The sequence below is a fragment of the Mesorhizobium tianshanense genome (assembly GCF_007830515.1).
GTDB classification, from domain to species: domain Bacteria; phylum Pseudomonadota; class Alphaproteobacteria; order Rhizobiales; family Rhizobiaceae; genus Mesorhizobium; species Mesorhizobium tianshanense.
This window is the reverse complement of the sequence record NZ_VLKT01000003.1, coordinates 13,768-34,813: the sequence shown is the minus strand read 5'-3', so window position 1 is coordinate 34,813 and position 21,046 is coordinate 13,768. Positions and strand designations below refer to the sequence as shown.

General features: G+C 64.4%; 16 protein-coding genes. 6 read left to right on the top strand and 10 right to left on the bottom strand.

Going from position 1 to position 21,046, the window contains the following annotated elements; translation table 11 throughout:
- Positions 1–7 precede the first annotated feature (7 nt).
- From IQ26_RS40245 to IQ26_RS02995, 3 genes are read right to left on the bottom strand one after another with little or no spacing between them, the layout of a single operon-like run.
- On the bottom strand, positions 8–916 hold the full coding sequence (locus IQ26_RS40245) for a MaoC/PaaZ C-terminal domain-containing protein (protein ID WP_240546978.1): 909 nt from the start codon (positions 914–916) through the stop codon (positions 8–10).
- The gene (locus IQ26_RS03000) at positions 913–2,073 is read right to left on the bottom strand and encodes a thiolase family protein (protein ID WP_145713120.1); all 1,161 of its coding nucleotides are present in this window, start codon (positions 2,071–2,073) and stop codon (positions 913–915) included. Before IQ26_RS03000 ends, IQ26_RS40245 begins: the two co-directional genes overlap by 4 nt.
- Positions 2,070–4,016: an acetoacetate--CoA ligase gene (locus tag IQ26_RS02995; protein WP_145713118.1), complete on the bottom strand. Its 1,947-nt coding sequence runs from the start codon at positions 4,014–4,016 to the stop codon at positions 2,070–2,072. The genes IQ26_RS03000 and IQ26_RS02995 overlap by 4 nt, the downstream gene beginning before the upstream one ends.
- 136 nt (positions 4,017–4,152) lie before the next feature.
- Here IQ26_RS02995 and IQ26_RS02990 point away from each other — a divergent pair, with 136 nt between their 5' ends.
- Positions 4,153–5,316 carry an acetyl-CoA C-acetyltransferase gene (locus IQ26_RS02990; protein ID WP_145713116.1) on the top strand — a complete coding sequence of 388 codons (1,164 nt, stop codon included), beginning with the start codon at positions 4,153–4,155 and terminating at the stop codon, positions 5,314–5,316.
- Positions 5,317–5,445: 129 nt separating this feature from the next.
- Here the strand turns inward: IQ26_RS02990 and IQ26_RS02985 are convergent, their stop codons facing one another.
- Entirely contained in the window at positions 5,446–6,138 is a 693-nt protein-coding gene (locus IQ26_RS02985; RefSeq protein WP_145713114.1) for an SDR family NAD(P)-dependent oxidoreductase, read from the bottom strand.
- Between IQ26_RS02985 and IQ26_RS02980 the strand changes: the two genes are divergently transcribed.
- Entirely contained in the window at positions 6,067–6,288 is a 222-nt protein-coding gene (locus IQ26_RS02980) for a nucleoside hydrolase (protein WP_240546987.1), read from the top strand. The two genes, IQ26_RS02985 and IQ26_RS02980, sit on opposite strands and share 72 nt — an antisense overlap.
- 488 nt (positions 6,289–6,776) lie before the next feature.
- Here IQ26_RS02980 and IQ26_RS02975 read toward each other — a convergent pair whose 3' ends face one another.
- The 6 genes from IQ26_RS02975 to IQ26_RS02950 all read right to left on the bottom strand — a co-directional run bounded on the left by IQ26_RS02975 (position 6,777) and on the right by IQ26_RS02950 (position 13,043).
- On the bottom strand, positions 6,777–7,157 hold the full coding sequence (locus IQ26_RS02975; RefSeq protein ID WP_145713113.1) for a hypothetical protein: 381 nt from the start codon (positions 7,155–7,157) through the stop codon (positions 6,777–6,779).
- 147 nt (positions 7,158–7,304) lie between these two features.
- The gene (locus IQ26_RS02970; RefSeq protein WP_145713112.1) at positions 7,305–9,983 is read right to left on the bottom strand and encodes an ATP-binding protein; all 2,679 of its coding nucleotides are present in this window, start codon (positions 9,981–9,983) and stop codon (positions 7,305–7,307) included.
- Between the two features lie 156 nt (positions 9,984–10,139).
- On the bottom strand, positions 10,140–10,445 hold the full coding sequence (locus tag IQ26_RS02965) for a TOBE domain-containing protein (RefSeq protein ID WP_240546977.1): 306 nt from the start codon (positions 10,443–10,445) through the stop codon (positions 10,140–10,142).
- Entirely contained in the window at positions 10,438–11,019 is a 582-nt protein-coding gene (locus IQ26_RS02960; protein WP_145713110.1) for a DUF1349 domain-containing protein, read from the bottom strand. The genes IQ26_RS02965 and IQ26_RS02960 overlap by 8 nt, the downstream gene beginning before the upstream one ends.
- Before the next feature lie 121 nt (positions 11,020–11,140).
- A complete protein-coding gene (locus IQ26_RS02955) occupies positions 11,141–12,658 on the bottom strand; it encodes a S10 family peptidase (protein WP_145713086.1) in 1,518 nt (505 codons plus the stop codon).
- Between the two features lie 100 nt (positions 12,659–12,758).
- On the bottom strand, positions 12,759–13,043 hold the full coding sequence (locus IQ26_RS02950) for a beta-propeller fold lactonase family protein (RefSeq protein WP_145713082.1): 285 nt from the start codon (positions 13,041–13,043) through the stop codon (positions 12,759–12,761).
- A 105-nt stretch (positions 13,044–13,148) separates the two neighbouring features.
- Between IQ26_RS02950 and IQ26_RS02945 the strand changes: the two genes are divergently transcribed.
- The 4 genes from IQ26_RS02945 to IQ26_RS02930 all read left to right on the top strand — a co-directional run bounded on the left by IQ26_RS02945 (position 13,149) and on the right by IQ26_RS02930 (position 21,036).
- Positions 13,149–13,796 (top strand): response regulator transcription factor, encoded by a 648-nt coding sequence (locus IQ26_RS02945; RefSeq protein ID WP_145713079.1) that lies wholly within the window; start codon positions 13,149–13,151, stop codon positions 13,794–13,796.
- 340 nt (positions 13,797–14,136) lie between these two features.
- Positions 14,137–17,742: a DUF5801 repeats-in-toxin domain-containing protein gene (locus IQ26_RS02940; RefSeq protein WP_145713076.1), complete on the top strand. Its 3,606-nt coding sequence runs from the start codon at positions 14,137–14,139 to the stop codon at positions 17,740–17,742.
- 72 nt (positions 17,743–17,814) lie between these two features.
- Positions 17,815–19,560 carry a type I secretion system permease/ATPase gene (locus tag IQ26_RS02935; RefSeq protein WP_240546975.1) on the top strand — a complete coding sequence of 582 codons (1,746 nt, stop codon included), beginning with the start codon at positions 17,815–17,817 and terminating at the stop codon, positions 19,558–19,560.
- 3 nt (positions 19,561–19,563) lie between these two features.
- Positions 19,564–21,036, top strand: a complete 1,473-nt coding sequence (locus IQ26_RS02930) for an HlyD family type I secretion periplasmic adaptor subunit (protein ID WP_145713073.1) — start codon at positions 19,564–19,566, stop codon at positions 21,034–21,036.
- Positions 21,037–21,046: the final 10 nt, after the last annotated feature.

Sequence of the window (21,046 nt, the reverse complement as noted above, 5' to 3'; positions counted from 1 at the left end):
CGGCCATTCAAGCCTTGGCCAGCGGAACGGTGAACACCGTCGCGGTGCCGGTCAGGCAGATGTCGCCGGCTTCGTTGCGCACCGAGGTCTCGATCTTGCAGATCGGCTTGTCGGGACGCACCTCCTTGATCTCGACGCGGCCGGTGATCATCTCGTCGACGCCGACCGCCTTGACGAATTTCCAGGCGACTTCAAGGAACACCGTGCCCGGCCCCGGAAGATCCTCGGCCACCAGCGCATTGAGGATGCCTGACGTGACGCCGCCCTGGACGATCAACTTGCCGAACACCGATGCCTCGGCCAGCGCCTTGTCGTAATGCAGCGGGTTGCGGTCGCCGGTCATTTCGGTGAAGGCCTCGATGTCCTCCGGGCGAGTGCGCCGCGAGCGTTCGGCAAACGCGCCAACTTGCGGCCGCCCCTTGATGACGCCGATCCAGCCGTCCTTCGTCTCCGTGCTCATGAGCGTATCTCCAGTTTGGTTGGGTGTGGTTGAGCCGGCCATGGCCGACGGTTTGAATGCGGGCAGCAGGCGGCCGCCGATCCGCGTCGGCGCAAGCACAAGCAATTGGCCGACGGCGCAGGCATCTTCACCCACCGCAATGAAGCTGAGCATCGTCGGGCCTTCGTCCAGTTCGACCAGGCCGACGACGTAAGGCGCCGCAGGCAGCCAGCCGGGATGGCCGGGCCTGTGGACGGCGGAGAAGGATTTGAGCCGGCCGCGGCCCGAGGCTTCGCGCCAGGCGAGGCGGTCACTCCAGCAATGCGGACAGATCGGCCGGGGATAGAACACCGCCTTGCTGCAGGCTTCGCAGGACTGGATGACCAGCCGTCCCTCGGCCGCCGCCTGCCAGAACGGCGCGGTCAGCGCGGTGACGGTCGGTCCCGGCGTCTTCAGGAGATCGAGATCGACGCTCATTGGTCTGCTCCGAGTACAAGCGCCGTCGCCTCGCTCATCGTGGCGCCATTGCCGGTGACCAATGCCAGCTTGGCGTTGGCGATCTGCCGTCCTGTCGCCTGCCCGCGCAATTGCCGCACTGCCTCCACGACATGGGTCATGCCGCCGGCAAGGTCGGGCTGGCCGAAGCCGAGCTGGCCGCCATGCGTATTCAGCGGCGCGTCGCCGGAAGGACCGAGATCGTGGTCGCGGACCCATTGGCCGAACTGCCCCGCAGCGCAGAGGCCGGCATCCTCGATCGTCGCCGCCACCATGATCGTGTAGCAGTCGTAGAGCGACAGCAGGTTCATCTCGGCGGCACGTGTGCCGGACTGGGCGAAGGCGCGCGCCATGGCCGGCTTGAGCGGGCCGGAGGTCAGGCTCGGCGCCTGCGAGACGGCGCGGTGCGTCACCTTCTCGCCGGCGCCCAGAAGATGCACGGCGGGCTTGGCCAGTTGCCGCGCGCGCTTCGCCGAAACGACGACGACGGCCTCGCCGCCGGCAACCGGCATGACAATCTCCAGGAGATGCAGGGGCGACGCGACCATCGGCGAAGCCAGCACGTCATCGATGCCGGCCGGCTTGCCATGAAAGATCGCATCGGGATTGAGCTGCGCATTGCTGCGCGCCCAGGCGGCGATCGCGGCGAAATCCTCGGCCGACGAACCGTGTTCGGCCATATGCGCCTGCATCAGCAGCGCATAGGAAATGTTGGCGCCGGAGGCGCCGAACGGCACGTCGAATTCGCGAATCGGGTTGCGGTTGGGTGAACGCGACGGCACCTCCTCGCGGGCGTTGGCCAGCACGCACAGCACCGCGTCGCACATCCCCGCCTCGATCGCCGCCGCCGCCCGCCAGACCATGCCGGCGCCGGACGCGCCGCCGAGGTCCACGACATTGGCCATATCGGGCTTGAGGCCGAGATATTCCGCCACCGTCGCCGGCACGTGCTGCGGCGTCTCGCCGACCTGCGGCCCGACCAGCAGTCCGTCGATGTGCCCGGGTTCGAGCCCGGCGTCGAGCACGGCAAGCCTGGAGACCTCGGCGATCATCTCCAGCGTCGTGCGTCCTTCTGTGCGGCGGGTCGGCTTCAACTCGCCGATGCCGGCAACGGCGCCGCGTGAACGAGCAAGCCTCATGCCGCCTGGCTCCGGTCGAGGCGCCGGTATTCGTCGAGCGCTTCGGGGTTGGCCAGCGAACCGAGATTCTTCACCATCTTGCCCTCGATCACCGTGCGGGCGGCGCCCTCCACCCGCTTGCCGCTCAGCGTGTAGGGAATGGCCGTGACGGCATGGATGCGATGCGGAACATGACGCGGCGAGGCCTGCTCGCGAATATGCTTGCGGATGCGCTGGGCGAGGTCTGCCGTCAGTTCCCGGCCTTCCTTCAGCTTCAGGCAGAGCAGGATCTCCTCGTCGCCGGTGACCGGCGCGCCGAACACAAGGCAGTCGATCTCGGGGAATTTTTCACAGGCCGCGTAGATTTCGGCGGTGCCGATCCTGACGCCGCCGGGTTTGAGCGTCGTGTCGGAACGGCCATGCACGATCGCCGAGCCGTGCACGGTCATTTCGGCGATGTCGCCATGGGTCCAGATTTCGCGGCGGGCGGCGAAATAGGTGGCGTGGTAGCGCTCGTCGCCGCACTCGCCCCAGAAGGTCAGCGGCATCGACGGGAACGGCTCGGTGCAGACGAGGTCGCCCTGCGCAGCGATGACCGGCGCGTTGCGGTCGTCCATCACAGCGACCGCCAGCCCGAGCCCCTTGACCGTCAGATGGCCGCGGCGCACCGGATGCAGCGGCGAACCGAGCAGGAAGCAGCCGATGATCTCGGTGCCGCCGGAAATCGAGGCGAAGATCATGTCGCGCTTGACCTTCTCATAGACCCAGTCGAACTGGCCGGGCGAGACCGGCGCGCCGGCCGACAGCAGCGAACGCAACGCCGACAGATCGTGCCTGGCGCCCGGCGCATAATCTTCGTCGGCCAGCGTCGCCAGATATTTGGGGCTGGTGCCGAAATGCGTAACGCCGGCTCTTTCGGCGACGCGCCACAGTGGGCTCGGGTCGAGACCGCCTGCCGATTTCAGGATCGGCGCACCGTCGTAAAGCACGACCGCCGCATCGCAGGCGAGGCCCGAGATCAGCCAGTGATACATCATCCAGGCGGTGTTGGTGTACCAGCTCATGACGTCGCCGGGCCGGACATCGCCATGCAGGAGATGTTCCTTGACGTGCTGAAGCAGCACGCCGCCGGTGGAATGAACGATGGCCTTCGGCGCGCCTGTCGTGCCGGATGTGTAGAGGACATAGGCCGGGTGCGCGAATGGCACCCGCTCGAAGGTGAGGCCTCCGGCCTTGCCGAACGCCTCGAAGCCGATGCAGGAAATGCCGGATGGGGGTGATACCGCATGGTCGCCGCAGATGACGAGCGTTGTCAATTCGGGAATGCCAGCGACGATCTCCGCCAGCCTGCCTTCTATAGCATGATTCCTGCCGGCATACCGGTAGCGCGGCGCGGCAAACAGCACCTTCGGCCCGATCTGGCCGAGCCGGTCGAGAATGGCCGACACGCCGAAATCGGGCGAGCAGGACGACCACACCGCACCGATGGACAGCGTGGCGAGCAGCGCCGCCAGCGCCTCGATGCGGTTCGGCAGGATGCCGCCCACCCTGTCGCCGCGTTCGACGCCGGCGGCTTTCAGGCCATGCGCCGTGCGGGCGACCATGGCGCGCAATTCACCGCGACTATAGCGGCGGAAATGCCCGGTCTCGTCGGCTTCGACGATCGCGAGTGCCGCGTCGTCGCCGCGCAGCAGGTTCTCGGCAAGGTTGAGGCCGGCCGCAGGGAAGAAGGCGCTGCCGGTCATCGGCGCCGACGGGTCGGCCCGAAACGCCACCGCGCCCGGTTCGCCGATGATGCCGGCGAAATCCCAGACGGCGCGCCAGAAGGCGCCTTTCTCGCCAATCGACCAGCGATGCAGCGTCTCGTAGTCATGCGGATCGAAGCCGTTTTGTACGGCGAAACGCGCAAGGCCGGAGTTATTGAACGCGGCTGCCACCGGCGTCCAAAGCACGCTGGATGTCATCGATTCCTCCCGGGAACTGCCTGGCGCCGACACTTGGCGTTGCGCCCTACATGAATCTAGAATATTGGTTATAACCAGAATGTCAAGAATAGGAGGGGCGAGCGCTGTCCGTCCTCGCCAAGGGAGCGAAAAACGCATGCAGGACGTGTTCATCGTCGCCGCCAGGCGCACGCCGATCGGCAAGCTCAACGGCGCTTTCGCCGGCATTCCCGCCGCCGAGCTCGGCGCGCGCGTGCTTCGCGCACTGCTCGATGAAACACAGGTCGAAGGCGGTGCGATCTCCGAAATCATCATGGGCCAGGTGCTGACCGGGGGCGCTGGACAGAACCCGGCCCGGCAAGCGGCGCTCAAGGCCGGCATTCCAGTCGGCGTGCCGGCGCTGACCGTCAACAAGGTCTGCGGCGCCGGCCAGAAGTCGATTCATCTCGCCGCCCAGGCGATACGCTGCGGCGACGCCGACATCGTCATTGCCGGCGGCCAGGACTCGATGACGGAGGCGCCGTATTTGATCCATGGCGTGCGCCGCGGTATCAGGATGGGTGACCACGAAATCAAGGACTCGATGATCGTCGACGGCCTGTGGGACGCGCCCAACCAGGTGCATATGGGGGTAACGGCGGAAGGCCTGGCGCGGCGCTACCAGGTCACGCGCGACGAGCAGGACCGGTTCGCGCTGGCTTCACAGGAGAAAGCCGGCGCCGCGATCGCTGCCGGGCGTTTCGCCGGCGAGATCGTGCCGGTGACGGTCACGGTGAAACGCGAGGAACGCGTCATTGCAACCGATGAACATCCCAATCCGGCCTCGACGCTGGATGGCCTGTCGCGCTTGCGGCCGGTCTTCGACACCGACGGCACCGTCACGGCGGGCAATTCATCCGGATTGAACGACGGCGCGGCAGCAGTGATGGTGGTTTCGGACAAGCGCATGGCCGAACTCGGCCTGACGCCGCTGGCGCGCATCGCTTCCTACGCATCGGCTGGCGTCGAACCGATGGAGATGGGGCTGGGGCCGGTGGCGGCATCGCGCAAGGCGCTGGACAAGGCCGGCTGGACGGCGTCCGACCTCGACCTCATGGAAATCAACGAGGCTTTCGCCGCACAAGCCATCGCGGTCGATCGCGAAATGGGCTGGGACAGCGGCCTGATCAACGTCAATGGCGGCGCCATCGCGCTCGGACACCCGCTGGCCGGATCCGGCTGCCGGATCGTCGTCACGCTGCTGCATGAAATGCGCAAGCGCGGCGCCAGGCGCGGCCTGGCCTCGCTGTGCATCGGCGGTGGCCTTGGCCTGGAGCGCTGACAGGCAAACCAATCCGCTGCCGCCAGCCACATTCAATTTCGGAACGCTGCGGCTCCTCGGACGGCTGTGCGGAGTTCGCCTGCGAGCCGCCATCGCTCCATGGGCCAGATGGAATGGAGGTGCGACGACTTATCGAAGCTTCGGAAAGGCGCTGCCCGCCGGCGCGTTGGCCCAGCTCTGCAAGGTCTGGCCGCCGTCGATCAGCCAATCCGCGCCGGTGACGTGCCTGGCCTCGTCGGAAGCCAGGAAGGCCGCGACGTCGTCCGGCTGGCCGATGCGGCGCAGCGGGATGCGGTCGGCGAAATGCTGGACGCCGCTTTCGAAATCACCGCCGCCGGCTGCCGGTACGCCGAGCGTTGTCTCGATCACGCCGGGGCAGATGGCGTTGACGCGTATGCCGTAGGGCGCGGCATCGATCGCCGCGACCCGCGTCAGCCCGACCACGCCATGCTTCGAGGCGACGTAGCCGGCGCCACTCGCGAGCACGTCCCAGCCGGCCATGGACGAGCCAATGTTGACGATCGAGCCGCCATTCCCTGCCTGGATCATCACCCGAAGCGACGCCTGCAGGACGAGGAACATGCCGCGCAGATTGATGCGAATGATGGTGTCCCAGTCCTCGACCGGCAGTTCGTGAACCGGAGCGACGGCGCCGGAAATGCCGGCATTGTTGAACACGGCATCGAGCCTGCCGAACGTCTCGACGGTGGTCTCGACGGCGCTAGATCCGCTTCGTCGGTGACGTCGGCTTTGATCGTGGCCGTGTGCGCGCCGAGGGAGCTGGCCATCGACCCTACGCTGGTGCGCACGCGTCCCGCCCATGTCGGCGTCGACCTCTCCGGCAGCTACGCATTCGGCGCGGCCGTCGCCGATTTCTGGCGCGAACGTGGCGAAAAGGAAAACGCCCGCATCGCGCACGAGGTCGATGCGGACCGTTTCTTCAAACTGATGTTCGACCTGCTGCGGGACTAGGGCGAATTCGAACGGCACCCTCCTGATCTTTGCGTGGATCGCAGAGGGGCGGCGCTACCGACCTGAAGGATCGGTGCGCACCCGCCACGGCGCGCGATTTCGACGCCGTCGGCGGCTTCCTGCGCCTCGCCCTAGTGCCCACTTCCTTCGGATCAGGAAGGCGTGAATGATCTTGGGAAAGTCTTCCACGCTGCAAGCCCGACTCTATGCGTCCCGGCGGCTACGCAAATCGGTGCCATCACCCATTTTTGGGCGGCCGGTTTCCCAGTTTTCGCGGGCGTGTTCATGCTTTTGCGGGAATTACCGATTTTCGTGCGGTTCCAGCGGATAGGCGCCCGCGATCCTGGTCATGGAAACCTCGTGGACTCTAGGGAAGCACTCGATCTGCGGCGGCTCGGCGCCCAAGGTTTTGGCCCTGCCGGGCCGTTCGCGGTCGAGGTCCCATCGGTGCAGACCCGCATCGTCTCACCCGCCGCACCATCACCGGCTCATCGGTCAAGAGCGTCCTGGATCGATGCCTGTTCCATCGGATCGGCCACCGGAATGGCGGCGGGCTCTCTCACGAGAACCGTGGTGCCGTACCGCATGATCTTGAAATCGAGCGATGGCTGGCCGACGGCTTGAGGCAAGGAGATCATCATGTGTTGCCCCGGTCCGAGCGTGGAGACGAACCGCACCGGCTGCGAATCGGCCCCGGAAGCCAGGGTCGCAACGACCCGGTAGCCGTCCGGCTCGACCGTGTAATAGACGGCGCCTGTGACCGGGCCGAGACGGATGCTGTGGCCGTTCCCCGGCGCAAGTTCCGAGGCTGCGGCCACGCTCGTGGTGGCGAGCAAGACCGTTGCGAATGCGGTGGAATATCTGATCATGGCTATTTCCTCCGATTGGTGAGCTCAAGGACTGCCTGGCAGTCCCTTCCCAACTCACGAGCTCATCCTGCGCGCGGCGGCATCCGCGCGCATCGGTGCGGTCACCTAGTTTCCCGGTGGCTGATCTCCCAATTTTCGCGCGTTTGCCTAGTTTCCACGGGCTTGCAGCGCGTCTGTCGGCGGCAAGAGCCAAGGCTCGCCGCGAAGGCGAAGCAGAATCTCCATCCGGTTTGCCGCGTTGAATTTGCCAAGCACGGCGGAAACCTGATGCTCGATTGTCCGTGGCGAGCGCGACAGGCGCCGTGCCGCCTCCTTGTTGCCCAGACCTTGAGCAATCATTGTGAGCACCTGTTGTTCTTGCCTCGTCAGGCCCAGCGGATGCTGCCTGGCCACGGTGTACGGCCCCCGGCGCTGCTTCGGCAGCTGGCTGGCGGCTCCGATGCGCTGCGCCAGCTTTCGCGCCAGCGCTGCCGCCGGGCGCGCTTCGACGGCCTCGAATGTCGTCACGGCGCGCGCCAGCGCCGCGCCGGCATCGGTTCCGCGGACCTGCATGAGGGCGAGCGCCGACTCATAGGGAAGACCCAGGCGGGACCATTCGGCCGAGGCCGCCATCGGGTCGCCGCGGAGTTCCAATGCTTGCGGCAAGGGAATGCGGGCGGCCGGCACCGGCAGCGATCCCGCCATTCCGCAGCGCTGCCACCAGACGGCCAGTTCGCCGACGTCCCAGGGACGGAAATTGTCGAGGTCCATTTCGGCGAGGGCCGTCAGCGGCTCGCGGCTGGCGCCGGGCTCCTCGGCAAGCCAGGCGGCCTCGGCCAGCGCCAAGCGAACCGGTATGACGCGTTGAGCCTCGCCGGTCGTCAGACCCTCCCGGAGCGCCTGCTCCAGCAGCGCCGCGCCGTCAGGCTCACCCAGCCGGACCCGCACCCTCCCGAGTTCCGTCAGGGCCGGCAGGTGCATTACCATCGGCAGGCGTTCCAGATTCATGACGCCCTGGGCAATCGTCTCGGCTTCGCGAAAGCGCCCCTGCTCGGTGCGAAGCTGTGCCTGCCGGCCGAGCAGGTATTGCGCCGCCGAATCGAGATCGTGCCTGGCGCAGTAGGCAATCCCTTCCGCGAGCAGCCGCTCGGCCAAGGCGAAGTCCTTGGTCACCACCGCGCATTCGGCGAAGTTCGTATAGGCTCGCGACGCATGGTCGTGAAACCCGTGATCGAGCGCCAGGGCGAGGCTTTCCTCCAGCCGCTCACGCCCGCCCGGACGGTCGGCGAACATCAGCGCCGTGCCGACATTGTTCAGGGCGTGGACGCGTGTCTCGACCTCACCCAACCGGTCCGCCAGGCTGATCGCGCGCTCGCCCCATTCGATCGCCTCGTTGAAACGATAATGCAGCATGTGTAGCTGCGAGCGCGTGCTGTAGGCCATCGCCAGTTCCGGCCCAGGCGGCAGGTTCTCCACTTCGCGCACCGCCTGATCCGCATAATCTTCCGCCTCCTGGCCCTCTCCGCGGCGCCAGTGGAGACGCGACAGCCAGCGCAGATTGGCCCCGACCTTGTCGATGCGCCCAAGCTCCCGCCAGATCGCAATGGCGCGATGCCGTGCCTCGATGATCTCATCGTAGACGAACAGTGACAGGCCCGCCTCGTAGGCCCAGTCCTCACAAAGCTGGGCAGCCAGCGCCGACGGAGCCTCTGAAACGTATCGAAGCGCGGTCGCCAGATGTGAAGCGGCCTCCCTATGCGCACCGAGACGCGCCGCCTGCTCGGCGGCTTGCGGTGCGAGTTCCAGGACGCGTTCGCCATTGTCGGCGCCGCCAGCATGGTGCACCCGTCGCGAAAGCAGAGCGCTTGCCTGCGCCGCCGGCAGTTCGGAGAGCGCCGCTTCGACTTTCGCATGCAGCGACCGTTGGAGGGACGGGGCGAGCCGGTCGAGCGTCGCTTCCCTGGCAAGCTCGTGGCGAAACGTCAGCGCGCCCTGAGCGTCCCGCCGCAGCAATCCCCGTCCCACGCACTGGTCGACGAGAACTTCGGTCTCGTCCCCGAGAAGTGCCCGGATCAGCCACGGCTCAACACTGCCCGGCATGATGCTCATGACCTCCAGCACCTCGCGCTCTCCTGGGGTCAGGCGCGACAGGCGCGACCAGACCGCGTCGCGTATGGAATCGGGCACGCGCCCCGGTTCGGCCTCACTGCTGGACAGGAGTTCAGTGACGAAGAAGGGATTGCCCTCGGTAATGCGATAAAGCCCCTCGGCGGAGCGGCCGGCCTGCTCGGCCAGCACCGTCACCGCCTGGGAAGACAGCGGTTCCAGCGTCACGCGGCTCACCGAGGCGGACGGAAGGTCGCCAAGCACGTGGGTCAGAGGATGATCGGCACTTATCTCGTCTCTGCGCATGCTGAGCACAAGCATCGTGCGAAGCAGGGAGACGCGGCGACCGAGGTATCTTACCAGGTCAAGTGTCGCATTGTCGGCCCAATGCATGTCTTCGAAGATGAGCACGGTCGTGCCTTTGGTGTGCTGAAGTGAATTCAACAACGCCGGAAAAAGCCGCTCCGGCGCCGCAGTCTCCTCAAGCAGAGCCGCCACGCGGGGGTCCAGCAGGTGCGCCATGTCCTGAAGAGGACCGAGCGGGCGGGGGGTGAAGAGCGCCTCGCACCAGCCCCACAGCATCCGGTAATTGCTGTCGGCGTTCTCCGCGAATTCGCGCAGGAGGGAAGTCTTGCCGACGCCCGCTTCGCCGTCCACCAGCACGGTCCCGCCGTGCCCGGCCGCAGCTCTCTCGGCGCTGGCCAACAGAATTCCAAGCGGCCCCTCTCGCTCAAGCAGCATAAGAGCTCACGCCTCCATGACCTTTGAAGGTACAGCAGTAAGCCTTGAGTGCAACAACGACATTTCACGTGGATTGACCGACTGACGGCCTTCGCCTGTTCAGCAGATCGAATTGCTTCGGCTTATTTTCCCGAAGATCCGATCGACGGCCGGCAATCAGGCTTCCGGAAGGATGACCACGTTTTCGGCGTCCCAGAAAATTTCCGTCTTTTCACCCGGCGGCAAGCTTGTGCTGGTGCTCCGTTGGATCTGGACACGGACGCGAACGCCGTCGGCCAGGCAGATGGTGTAGAACGACCTGCTGCCGATGAAGATGACACCCTCGACCCGTCCCGTCGCCGACTGCGTTGTCCCGGTTGAAGCGGAAGGATTGAGACGACCACCTTGCCGCGCAACGTGCCTGTCGAAACGATGCTGCTGTGAAGCCGGAGCCCCGACGCGGTGACAGGACGCATCAGTCATGGAGTTTCCTCGAGATCGCCGGGCCGACTGAAAAATCGCTGAATGTGACTTCGAAACCTTCACGTTGCGGCGAACAACACATCATGCCGACATCGACCGTTTTCGAGGGCGGGAAGTAGGCGAGCCGCACCGGCTTCCAGTGATGGTCGGAGGCATCCAGGTACTGAACGCGGATCGCCTCGGCATGGCGGGTCAGCCGGATCCTGACGCCGTCCGGACCAGCCGGAATGCTGACCAGCGACCAGTCGGAGGCATCGTTGGTGACGACGACGGAAAAATACATCAGCCCGTCGATGAACTCGATGCCGGCCTTGACCCAGTGCGTCTCGCTCAGCCGGATCATCAAACCGGCCTGGTCGTAGAGCACCTTGTAGTCCCCGTTGACGGTGACCTCGGCGCTGAAGTCGCCCTCGACCTGCCGGTAGAGGAAGTGGCCGTTGTCGCGCCAGAAGTCGTAGAACGTCTCGCGCCAGAAATCGGTTTCCTTACCGCTCCGCACATGCACGCTGCTGTCGCCGAAAGCATGATGCGGTGGCGGGTTGAGCCAGGTCAGTTCTGCATTCTGAGATGTCATCGACTTGCTCGCCTGTCCGGTTCGTGTTGCATCATCCGTCGCTCTTGCGAAGAGCTGGATTTGTCATCGAGATGCACTCTGTCGCTACGACCTCATCCGGATCGTTTTGTCCGCAACCGTTTCATTTCGGCGTTTGGTAAAGCTCGGACGCAGCCTCCCTCAGCGCGCGCCGGCTCTCTGGCCTGAAATACATCATGTGGCCGCCTTCCAGCAGGTCGAGGCGGATGGGTTTTGCACCAGGAAGCGAGGGAATCTGGCCGACAAGATAGCGTGACACCAAATAGGGCGTCACCAGGTCGGTATAGCCGTTGACGATCAAAACGCCGAGGCCGGGGTTCAACGCGCGCGCCTGCTGAAGGTCATCCATCACGCCGGTATAGCCCTGACGCGTCGGGCTCGTCCCGTAATCCCAATTGCCGCTGACTTCACGGTTGAGAAGCCGGTAGCTTAGATCGGTGCGGAATTTCAATTCGTCACGCACGTAGCTGACAAAGGCGGATGTGAGCGCCGGCACGCTTCGGTCGAGCACCGGATCAGGGCCGCCATATCTCAGGCTTTCCGGGGCGATGTCCGCCGTTTCGATCATGCCGTCATAGGCGCTGAGAACATTACCCCTTGCCCGTGCAAATTCCCTGGCGAAGAGCGCGGTGGGAATGCGCGCGAAGTTTCGTTGGACGAGGTCGAGGGGCAGGCCGGTGATTTCGGCCACGCGCTGGCTCGCCAGGCGCCCACCCTGTTCGAGGCCGCTGGCTAGCGCGACGAGATAATCGCCAAGCGCATAGCGTTCGACTTCGGCCAGTTGCTCCCGCAGCGCGGAACCGGTGACACCTTCGCTGCGCAGGCGCACCGCCGCCAGCGACGGGAGTTCGAGCGCCCAGTGGAGCGGCTGGAACTCGTCGGGCCGCACGAGCGTGAATTCGAGCGCCGGCGAGATGAGCACGATGCCGCTCGGACTGATGCCGATATCTTCCTGAAGCGTCTTGGCGAGCAGTGCCGCCCGAAACCCGCCATAGCTTTCGCCGGCAAGAAATACCGGCGAGGCTGTGCGGCCCGCCTGTGCCAGATAGAGCCGGATGAAGGCTCCCATCGAGGCGGCGTCCTGGTTGACGCCCCAGAAGCTGCGGGCTTCGGTGCCGGGCGCTTCACGGCTGTAACCTGTTCCAACCGGATCGACAAAGACCAGGTCGGTCATGTCGAGCCAGGTGTTCGGGTTGTTCAAAAGCCGCTGTGGCGAAGGCAGAAAACTCCCATCGGCCGCCGTCGCCATGACGCGCGGACCGAGCGCGCCAAGATGCAGATAGGCGGAAGCCGCTCCAGGACCACCGTTGAATACAAAAGTGATCGGGCGCTGGGGGTCAGGTTCCCGGTTCGCTTCGGGACGCAGCGTGTAGGCGACGTGAAAAATTTCCGCAGTGACATCGCCCTTGCCGGATGGCAACGACAGAGTGCCAGCCTTTGCCTGATAGTTGAGCGTACGTCCCGCAATCACGATCGAATGATCGGAGATCTGCGGAGGCGGAAGCAGCGACAGAACTCCACCCGAAGGTGACGGCCGCTCGGCCACTTCCGCATGACCGGCGGGAACGCCGCCACCCAGCAGCAACACGGCAAGGGTGACTTCCAGCAGCTTGGTACGCATGACGACTCCGGAGCGGAAACGACTGGAAACTACCACGCTGACGGCTCAGCCGAAATCACAGGACCGTGCATGCCTCGCTGCTTGACGGAGACGGGTAGCTTCAACACACGATCTTGACGCACATCGGCGTGCCGACGTCGATGGACCGTCCGGTGCCGGCCAGCCAGCCCGTGGCGGCGTCGCGCGCCTCCGCCGACACGGCCGGCTTCGTGTCGATGATGGTGAGTTTCCCTGACGTATCGTCAAGCGCAAGCGAGACGACCGTCGAATCCAGTTCGTTCATGACGAACACGAAGCGCCCGCCCTGATGCAGTGCCACGTGGCGCCGATTCGATGATGCCCGCACTGCGTGTGCCCTAAGGGTTGGAGCCGTTTTCCCAGGCATTTGCTGTTATATTAGGACTTACTTGACAAGCGCCTGAGGCTCTGGTTTCCTGACTTCCTGACATATTTAACAAAGTTCGTTGTGTGTTTTACGGACGGTGTTCGCATGTCAACGTTGGTTGTTGCGGACCCGCGGGGGGTGTATCTCGCCGGTCTGGAGTGGGTTCTGCGGGGGGCCGGACACAGCATTGTTGCAGACTGCCACCGCGCAATTGACGTTCTCCCTCATGTGGAGCGTCATCGGCCTGATATTGCGATCATAGGCCTGGACATTGCGGATCGGCAGATAGCCACTCTCTCTTTCCGGCTAAGGGCCAGCAACAGCGCCCTGGGCATCATTTTCATCCTGCAGCCAAAGAGCGAATTCGACGTCAATGAGATACGGGCACTCGACGCCGACGGCTTGTTGCTGGACGGCGTCAGCCACGGCTACCTTATCGAATGTGTAAGTGCGGTGGGGGCCGGTCGAAAATGGATCGATCATGATATCCTACAGCAGCTGGTGATGCCGAGCGCGCTGCATTACTCCGCGCGCACGCTCACAGGACGTGAGGCCGAAGTCGCCAGCCTCGTCGCACGCGGGTTCCGCAACAAGAGCATTGCCAACCAGCTGCACGTATCCGAGGGCACGGTGAAAATGCACGTGCACCATGTCTTCGAAAAGCTCCACCTCGGCAGCAGGACTGAATTGGCCTGGGCGACGTTTGGCGAAGCCGCCGATCATCCGGGGACACGTCACAAAGGCGGGCTTTGATCATCACCTTCGGCCAAGCGTCGAGCCCGCCTGCGTCAACATGATACCGGCAACAGGCCGGAAACCCACAGCATGACAATCGACCCGTCATACCAACGCGGTTTACCCGCAAGTGCCTGTCGCGGCTCGACCCTATCGAAGGATGTATATCGTTCGATCAGGTAGGGTATTCACCATAACACTATCGAACCGCGAATGGACGCCTCTTCGCCATCGGCGGCACAATGAACAATTGAATGCCGCAATTCAGTACGCGACCGGATGCACTCGAGTAGGTGCATTCCGACGTCACCGGAAGTGCGGATCGTTAGAAACAAACTCAACGAAGGGGAAAACGATCATGGCAATCACCTTCATTCTCAACGACGAGGCCGTCAACGACCAGACGACAGGGCTGCAAACCGGCGACAATATCGACGACGCCTTTACGGACACCGATGTTGCGTACTCCTCGCTGCCGGCTTCGTTCCGGACCTATCTCGAGACGACTCTCGGGTTGAGCTCCGCGTTCCCGACCAGCATCGGCGTCGCGACCAAGACGAACTCGGTCACTGTCAACGCCACCGCCGGCTCCCAGCTCGTCGGCACTACGTTCACCGACGGCAGCGGCGGCACCCTCGACGGCGATGATAGCGGGCTCAACACCGTCGACGGCAAGGATATCCTGCTCTTCGCCGGTACAAACGACACCGTGATCGGGAGATATGACAGCGATGGCAACGGCAGCGCCGACGCGATCGCCTTCGTCATCTTCAAGCAGGACGTGATCAACGCCGGCGCGACCAGCGACCAGGTAACCTTCAACATCGTCACCTACGTTCCGATCTTCCATGGCGACGGCACCAACCCGGATGACGCGGTCGATCTCGGCAACACCCTCAAGCTCGCGGCGAGCGAGGAGCTCGACTTCAGCTTTGCCGGGGCGCCCTCCGGCAGCAACCTGTTCATGACCTTCGGCGATCCAAACTCCACCCAGATCGTGGTGATCGGGAAGGACCCATTGAATCAGTCCGAGGGCGGAAACATCACGACCAAGGATGTGCTCAATATCAGCCAGGCCGGCAGCACGACCTCGTTCGGCGTCAACGGCAACCAGATCAACCCCGATGAGGGCGCGTTCATCACCTACGTCACGGGCGCGAACACGAACTTCCTGGTGCCCAATCTGGACCAGAACGAAGCCGACGTCGAAGCCAACATCGACTTCACGAACGTCGTCAATGCGACCGCGGCGTCCTTCACCGTCAACCAGACCAATCCGGGCGTCGGACCCGTCACCGTCAAGATCTCGGCCTTCACCACCGCCGCGGAACCGGGGGTGGACTTCGTCGACGGGCTCACCAACGACACGCACGTCGCTATCACGTCGTTCTCGATCACCGACTTCGCCGTCAAGGCAGGCAACAAGCAATTTACTCCGGAAGCCTCGATCGACGCCGACGGCAACTTGATAATCACCGGCCTGAGCACCGGCGACAAGGTGCAGTGGACGACCAGCGGAACCCATGACCGCGTGCTGATCGAAAACATCAGCAACGCGGACAGCGTTGCCGGCAACGACAACAACACCTTCGACATCGGCGGCTTCGGCATCGTGACATCCAGCGGCGCCTCGACGTTCGTCGGCCAGCAGATCGTCATCGAGGACGACGGACCGACGGCGGCGATCGTCCAGGGCGCTGCGACGGTGGCGCATGACGAGACCGCGGGCAACCAGGCCGATGCCGACGACACCACTGCCGCAGGAGTCATCAGCCTTTTCGCGGGCGTCAGCAATGTCAGCACCGATCTGAGCCCCACCGGCTACGCACAGGACGCGAGCCCGGTGGTGAGCTCAACCGGCAGTTCTACGGGTACAGACGGGGGCACGATTGCGTTCTCGCTGGATGTGTCCGCCGCAGGGGTGGATTCCGGCCTCGACACGACCGGCGGCACCAGCATCTTCCTGTTCAAGGAAGGCGACCTGGTGGTCGGCCGCATAGGCTCAGCCGCGGGGGCGGCGGCGTTCGCCGTCGCGATCAACGGCACGAGCGGGGTCGTGAGCGTGGCGCAGTACGCCTCACTGAAGCACCCGGGCACCACCAATCCCGATGATTCGGTGTCGATCACCGACAGCGCGTTGCTGGCGAAGGTCACGGTCATCGACGGCGATGGCGACACAGCGACGGCCTCGACCGGTATCGGCGATGCCGTGCAGTTCCAGGACGACGGGCCGACAGCGGCGATCGTGCAGGGCGCCGCGACGGTGGCGCATGACGAGACCGCGGGCGTCGACGCCGATGCCGACGACACCACGGCGGCAGCGGTGGTGGCGCTGTTCGCCGGGGTCGCCAATAAAAGTGCCGACCTGAGCCCCACCGGTTACGCGCAGGACGCAAGCCCGGTCGTGAGCTCGACGGGAAGCTCGTTCGGCGCGGACCAGGAGGGCGGGACGACGGCGTTCTCGCTGGCTGTGTCCGCCGCAGGGGTGGATTCCGGCCTCGACACGACCGCCGGCACCAGCATCTTCCTGTTCAAGGAAGGCAACCTGGTGGTCGGCCGCATAGGCTCAGCCGCGGGAGCGGCGGCGTTCGCCGTCGCAATCGACAGCGCGACCGGGGTCGTGAGCATGGCGCAGTACGCCTCGCTGAAGCACCCGGACGCCACCAATCCCGATGATTCGGTGTCGATCACCGACGGCGCGTTGCTGGCGGTGGCGACGGTCACCGACGGTGACGGCGACACAGCGACGGCCTCGACCGGCATCGGCGATGCCGTGCAGTTCCAGGACGACGGGCCGGCTATCGGACCCGTCGCCGATGGGCTGGTGGACTTCGCTGCTGGCAGCACCGTGACCAAGACGCTCAGCGGGGTGGTCGGGGCGGATGACCCGGCAACCTACAGCATTACGAGCTCGCCGGCGACCCTGACGATATTGGACGGCACATCCTCGCAGGTAACCCTGCTCAGGGACCTTACGAACAGCAATACTGTCGCTACTTACTACAAGGATGTTGATGGCAGCGGCACACACACCGCCGGGGACATCGATTTCTTCAAGCTGACCCTGTCGGGCGGCAACTATACCTTCGATGTCCTCCAGAATCCTCCGCCCGCGGAGGTGAATTTCGGTTTCGCCGGGGCACCCTCCGGCAGCAACCTGTTCATGACCTTCGGCGATCCCAACTCCGCCCAGATCGTGGTGATCGGGGAAGACCCATTGAACCAATCCGAGGGCGGAAACATCACGACCAAGGATGTGCTCAATATCAGCCAGGCCGGCAGCACCACCTCGTTCGGCGTCAACGGCAACCAGATCAACCCCGATGAGGGCGCGTTCATCACCTACGTCACGGGCGCGAACACGAACTTCCTGGTGCCAAATCTGGACCAGAACGAGGCCGACGTCGAAGCCAACATCGACTTCCAGAACGTGTTCAATACGACCACGGCGTCCTTCACCGTCAACCAGACCAATCCGGGCGTCGGACCCGTCACCGTCAAAATCTCGGCCTTTAGCACCGCCGCCGAACCGGGAGTGAATTTCGTCGACGGGCTCACCAACGACCAGCACGTCGCCATCACGTCGTTTTCGATCACCGACTTCGTCGTCACGGCAGGCAACAAGCAATTTACTCCGGAAGCCTCGATCGACGCCGACGGCAACTTGATAATCACCGGCCTGAGCACCGGCGACAAGGTGCAGTGGACGACCAGCGGAACCCATGACCGCGTGCTGATCGAAAACATCAGCAACGCGGACAGCGTTGCCGGCAACGACAACAACACCTTCGACATCGGCGGCTTCGGCCTCGTCCAGACGCAGCCAGCGCCCGACGAGAAGCTCGATTTCACTGTGCAGATCGCCGATGCCGACGGCGACACGGCGAGCGACAGCTTCTCCATTGGCATCGACGGGACCGGCATCTTCGACGACGGCCTCGTAGACGGCGTCGTCATAGCCTGACGCGATACCGGCCGGGCGCCAGCCTTGGCGCCCGGCCGGGCCCAATCCAAAGCATCGCAACGGGGGCAATCCGTGACGCAGCCAAGACCGCAGTTCCAGGAGGTGATGCATCTGGCGCGGCGCCAAGTGCCCGCCCTGCTCATTTTCAGCCTGCTTGCCAACCTGCTGATGCTCGCCAGCGCAGTTTACATGCTGCAGATCTACGACAGGGTCCTGTCGAGCGGGTCGATCGACACGCTGATGTGGCTCACCCTGGCGGTGATCGGCGCGATCGCCGTCTACGGCCTGCTGGAGCAAGCCCGCCGGATGATCCTCGGCCATATCAGCCAATGGCTCGACGACCAGCTGAGTGTCCCGGTGATCGAGCGAGCCATGGAGGCTCGCCTCGCGGGCGACAGCAGCCTCGAGGCTGGCCTGAAGGACGTGGCGGACCTGCGCGGTTTCGTTGCCGGTGACGGCATGCTGACCTTTCTCGATGCGCCGTGGACGCCCGTCTTCCTGGCGTTCATATGGCTTTTGCACCCGGCATTGGGCCTGGTTGGAATAGCCGGGGCGATCCTTTTGTTCTGCGGCGCGCTCGCCAATGATTTCCTCACCCGCCGCAAGAGCCAGGAAGCGGCGGCAGGGCTGCGCCGTAACCAGGTCGCGGCCGGCCAATACATCGATGGCGCCGAGACGCTGCGCTCGCTCGGCATGTCGGAGCCGGCGCTGCAGCGTTGGGAAGAAAAGCAGCAGTCGTTCATGACCATCCAGGCGCAGATTCTCGGCCGCACGACCATGATCGGCAACCTGTCGCGCTCGCTCCGCATGGCCCTGCAGGTAGCCGTGCTGGGGCTTGGCGCCTATTTTGTCCTGCGTGGCGAACTGACGGCTGGATCGATGATCGCGGCATCGATCCTGCTGAGCCGCGCGCTGGCGCCGATAGAACGCTCGATCGGTGCCTGGCGCAGCCTGGTTGCCGCTCGCACTGCGCGTCGCAACCTCATGCGCCTCTTCGCCGACACCGGGTCCAGGCAGAGCGGTGGCGTAACCTTGCCGCGCCCGCAAGGCCGGCTGAAGCTTGAGGACGTGCACTACCATGCGCCGGGTACACAGCAGGCGCTGATGAACAAAGTATCCTTCAACGTCGTGGCCGGCGAGACCTGTGGCGTGATCGGTCCGTCGGGCTCCGGCAAAACCACGCTCTGCCGCCTCATGGTGGGGACGCTGCGCCCGTCGCTCGGCCATGTAAGGCTGGACGAAGCGGAGGTCGCCAATTGGCCCTGCGACCAGTTGGGGATGCACATCGGCTATCTGCCGCAGCAGGTCGAGCTGTTTCCCGGGACGATAGCCGAGAACATTGCGCGCCTGCGCGATGTCGACAGTGCCGCGGTCATCGCCGCGGCGCAGGCGGCGGGTATCCACGAGATGATATTGCGGATGCCGAACGGTTATCAAACCGAGGTGGGGTCGCACGGGGCACGAATCTCGCGTGGCCAACGTCAGCGCATCGCCCTCGCCCGGGCCCTGTTCGGCAATCCCTCGCTTGTCGTGCTCGACGAACCGAACACCGGCCTCGACGGCGACGGTGAAATGGCACTGTTCAATGTGCTTCGGCATTTGAAGGAACGAGGCTGCACCGTCGTTCTCGTCAGCCACCAGACGAACCTTTTGCGCACGGCGGACCATGTTGTTCTCATACACGATGGCGCCGTCAAGATGTTCGGCACGCGCGGCGAGGTGCTGGGCGCGCTGGCCGGTCATCGCATCGCGGTGCCGGCACAGGGCCAGGACAAGATTGCCGCCAATGCGCCGGCAACGCTGAAGGCAGTGGAGTGAGCCATGAGCGATCAATTTGGCGACCTGTCAAGGATGCTGAACATGCTGGTGGCCAACGTGCACGACGTGCTGGACATGATGGACATGCTGGTGCGCGCCGCACTGGCGGCAGCCGCCACAGCGCTGCTTCTGCTCGTACTCGCCTGGCTTGTCCGACGGCGATCGCGCGCGTCCCGCGCGAGCAGACGCGACCTGAAACGCCGGACGCGGCCAGCGCGCATGCTCGGCTATTTCTCCGCCATGTTCTTTGTCGGCGGTACCGTGGCCTGGGCAAATATGGCCCTCCTGGCAAACGCCGTCGTGGCCCACGGCGTCGTCAGCCCCGAAGGTTACCGGAAGACCGTCCAACATCTGGAAGGCGGTATCATCGGGACAATCCATGTCCGGGAAGGCGACAAGGTCACCGCCGGCCAGGTTCTGATAAGGATGAAGACGACCGATGCACAGGGCCGCTACGACGAGCTGCATGAGCGCTACATTCGCTTGCTGGCGGTCGAAGCACGCCTGGGTGCGGAGCTTGCCGGAGAAGACCAGATCATTTTTCCCAGGGAATTGACATCGGCTGGCAACGAGGCCGCGCAGAAAGTGGCCGCCGAAGAGCAGGGACTGCTGCGCAGCCGCCTTGCAACCCGCGAGGGGCGCGAGCAGATCCTCCACAAGCGCATCCGGCAGATAGAGGAGCAAATCCAAGGGTCCAGGGAAGTGATCGCAGCCCAAGGCGAGCAACTGGAACTGATCGACCTCGAGATCGCTTCGGCGCAGGAGATGTACAAACAGGGACTGGAGCGCCTGCCGCGGATCCTGGCGCTGCAGCGTGCCCAGGCCGATATCCGGGCAAACCAGGCAACGAACCGCTCGCAGGTTGCGCGCAACGAACAGCAGATCGGCGAGACCGAGCTGCAGCTTCTCAATCTGCGACAGCAGGATGGTGAGACGGCAAACGAGTATCTTGGCAAGGTGCGCGGCGAGTTGGCCGAACTGCGCAGCCAGTTGCCCTCGCGTCAGGATGTGCTGGCCAGGACCGCCATCCTCGCGCCGATTGCAGGAACGGTGATGAACGTGCGTGTCACCACCGAATCCGGTGTGATTTCCAGCGGCCAGCCCCTTCTCGATATCGTTCCGGACGAGCCTAACCTGGTCATCGATTCGCGGATCAGGCCGACTGACATCGACGTGGTGCACCCTGATATGCCGGCACGCGTGGTGCTGTCCGGCTATCCCAGCCGACATCTTCCGCAAATCCATGGCTTGCTCACATCCGTATCGGCCGACCGGCTCACCGACGAGAGGACCGGAGAGCCCTATTTCCTCGCCAAGGTCAAAGTCGATGCCGCCGAGCTGGGAAAGCTCCATGAGGTTCGACTGTCTCCCGGCATGCCAGCAGAAGTCATGATACTAACCGGCGAGCACACGTTGCTCGACTATATGCTCGCGCCGGTTCGCGACTCGCTCAATCGCGGATTCAGGGAGAATTAGCGGGAGGGGT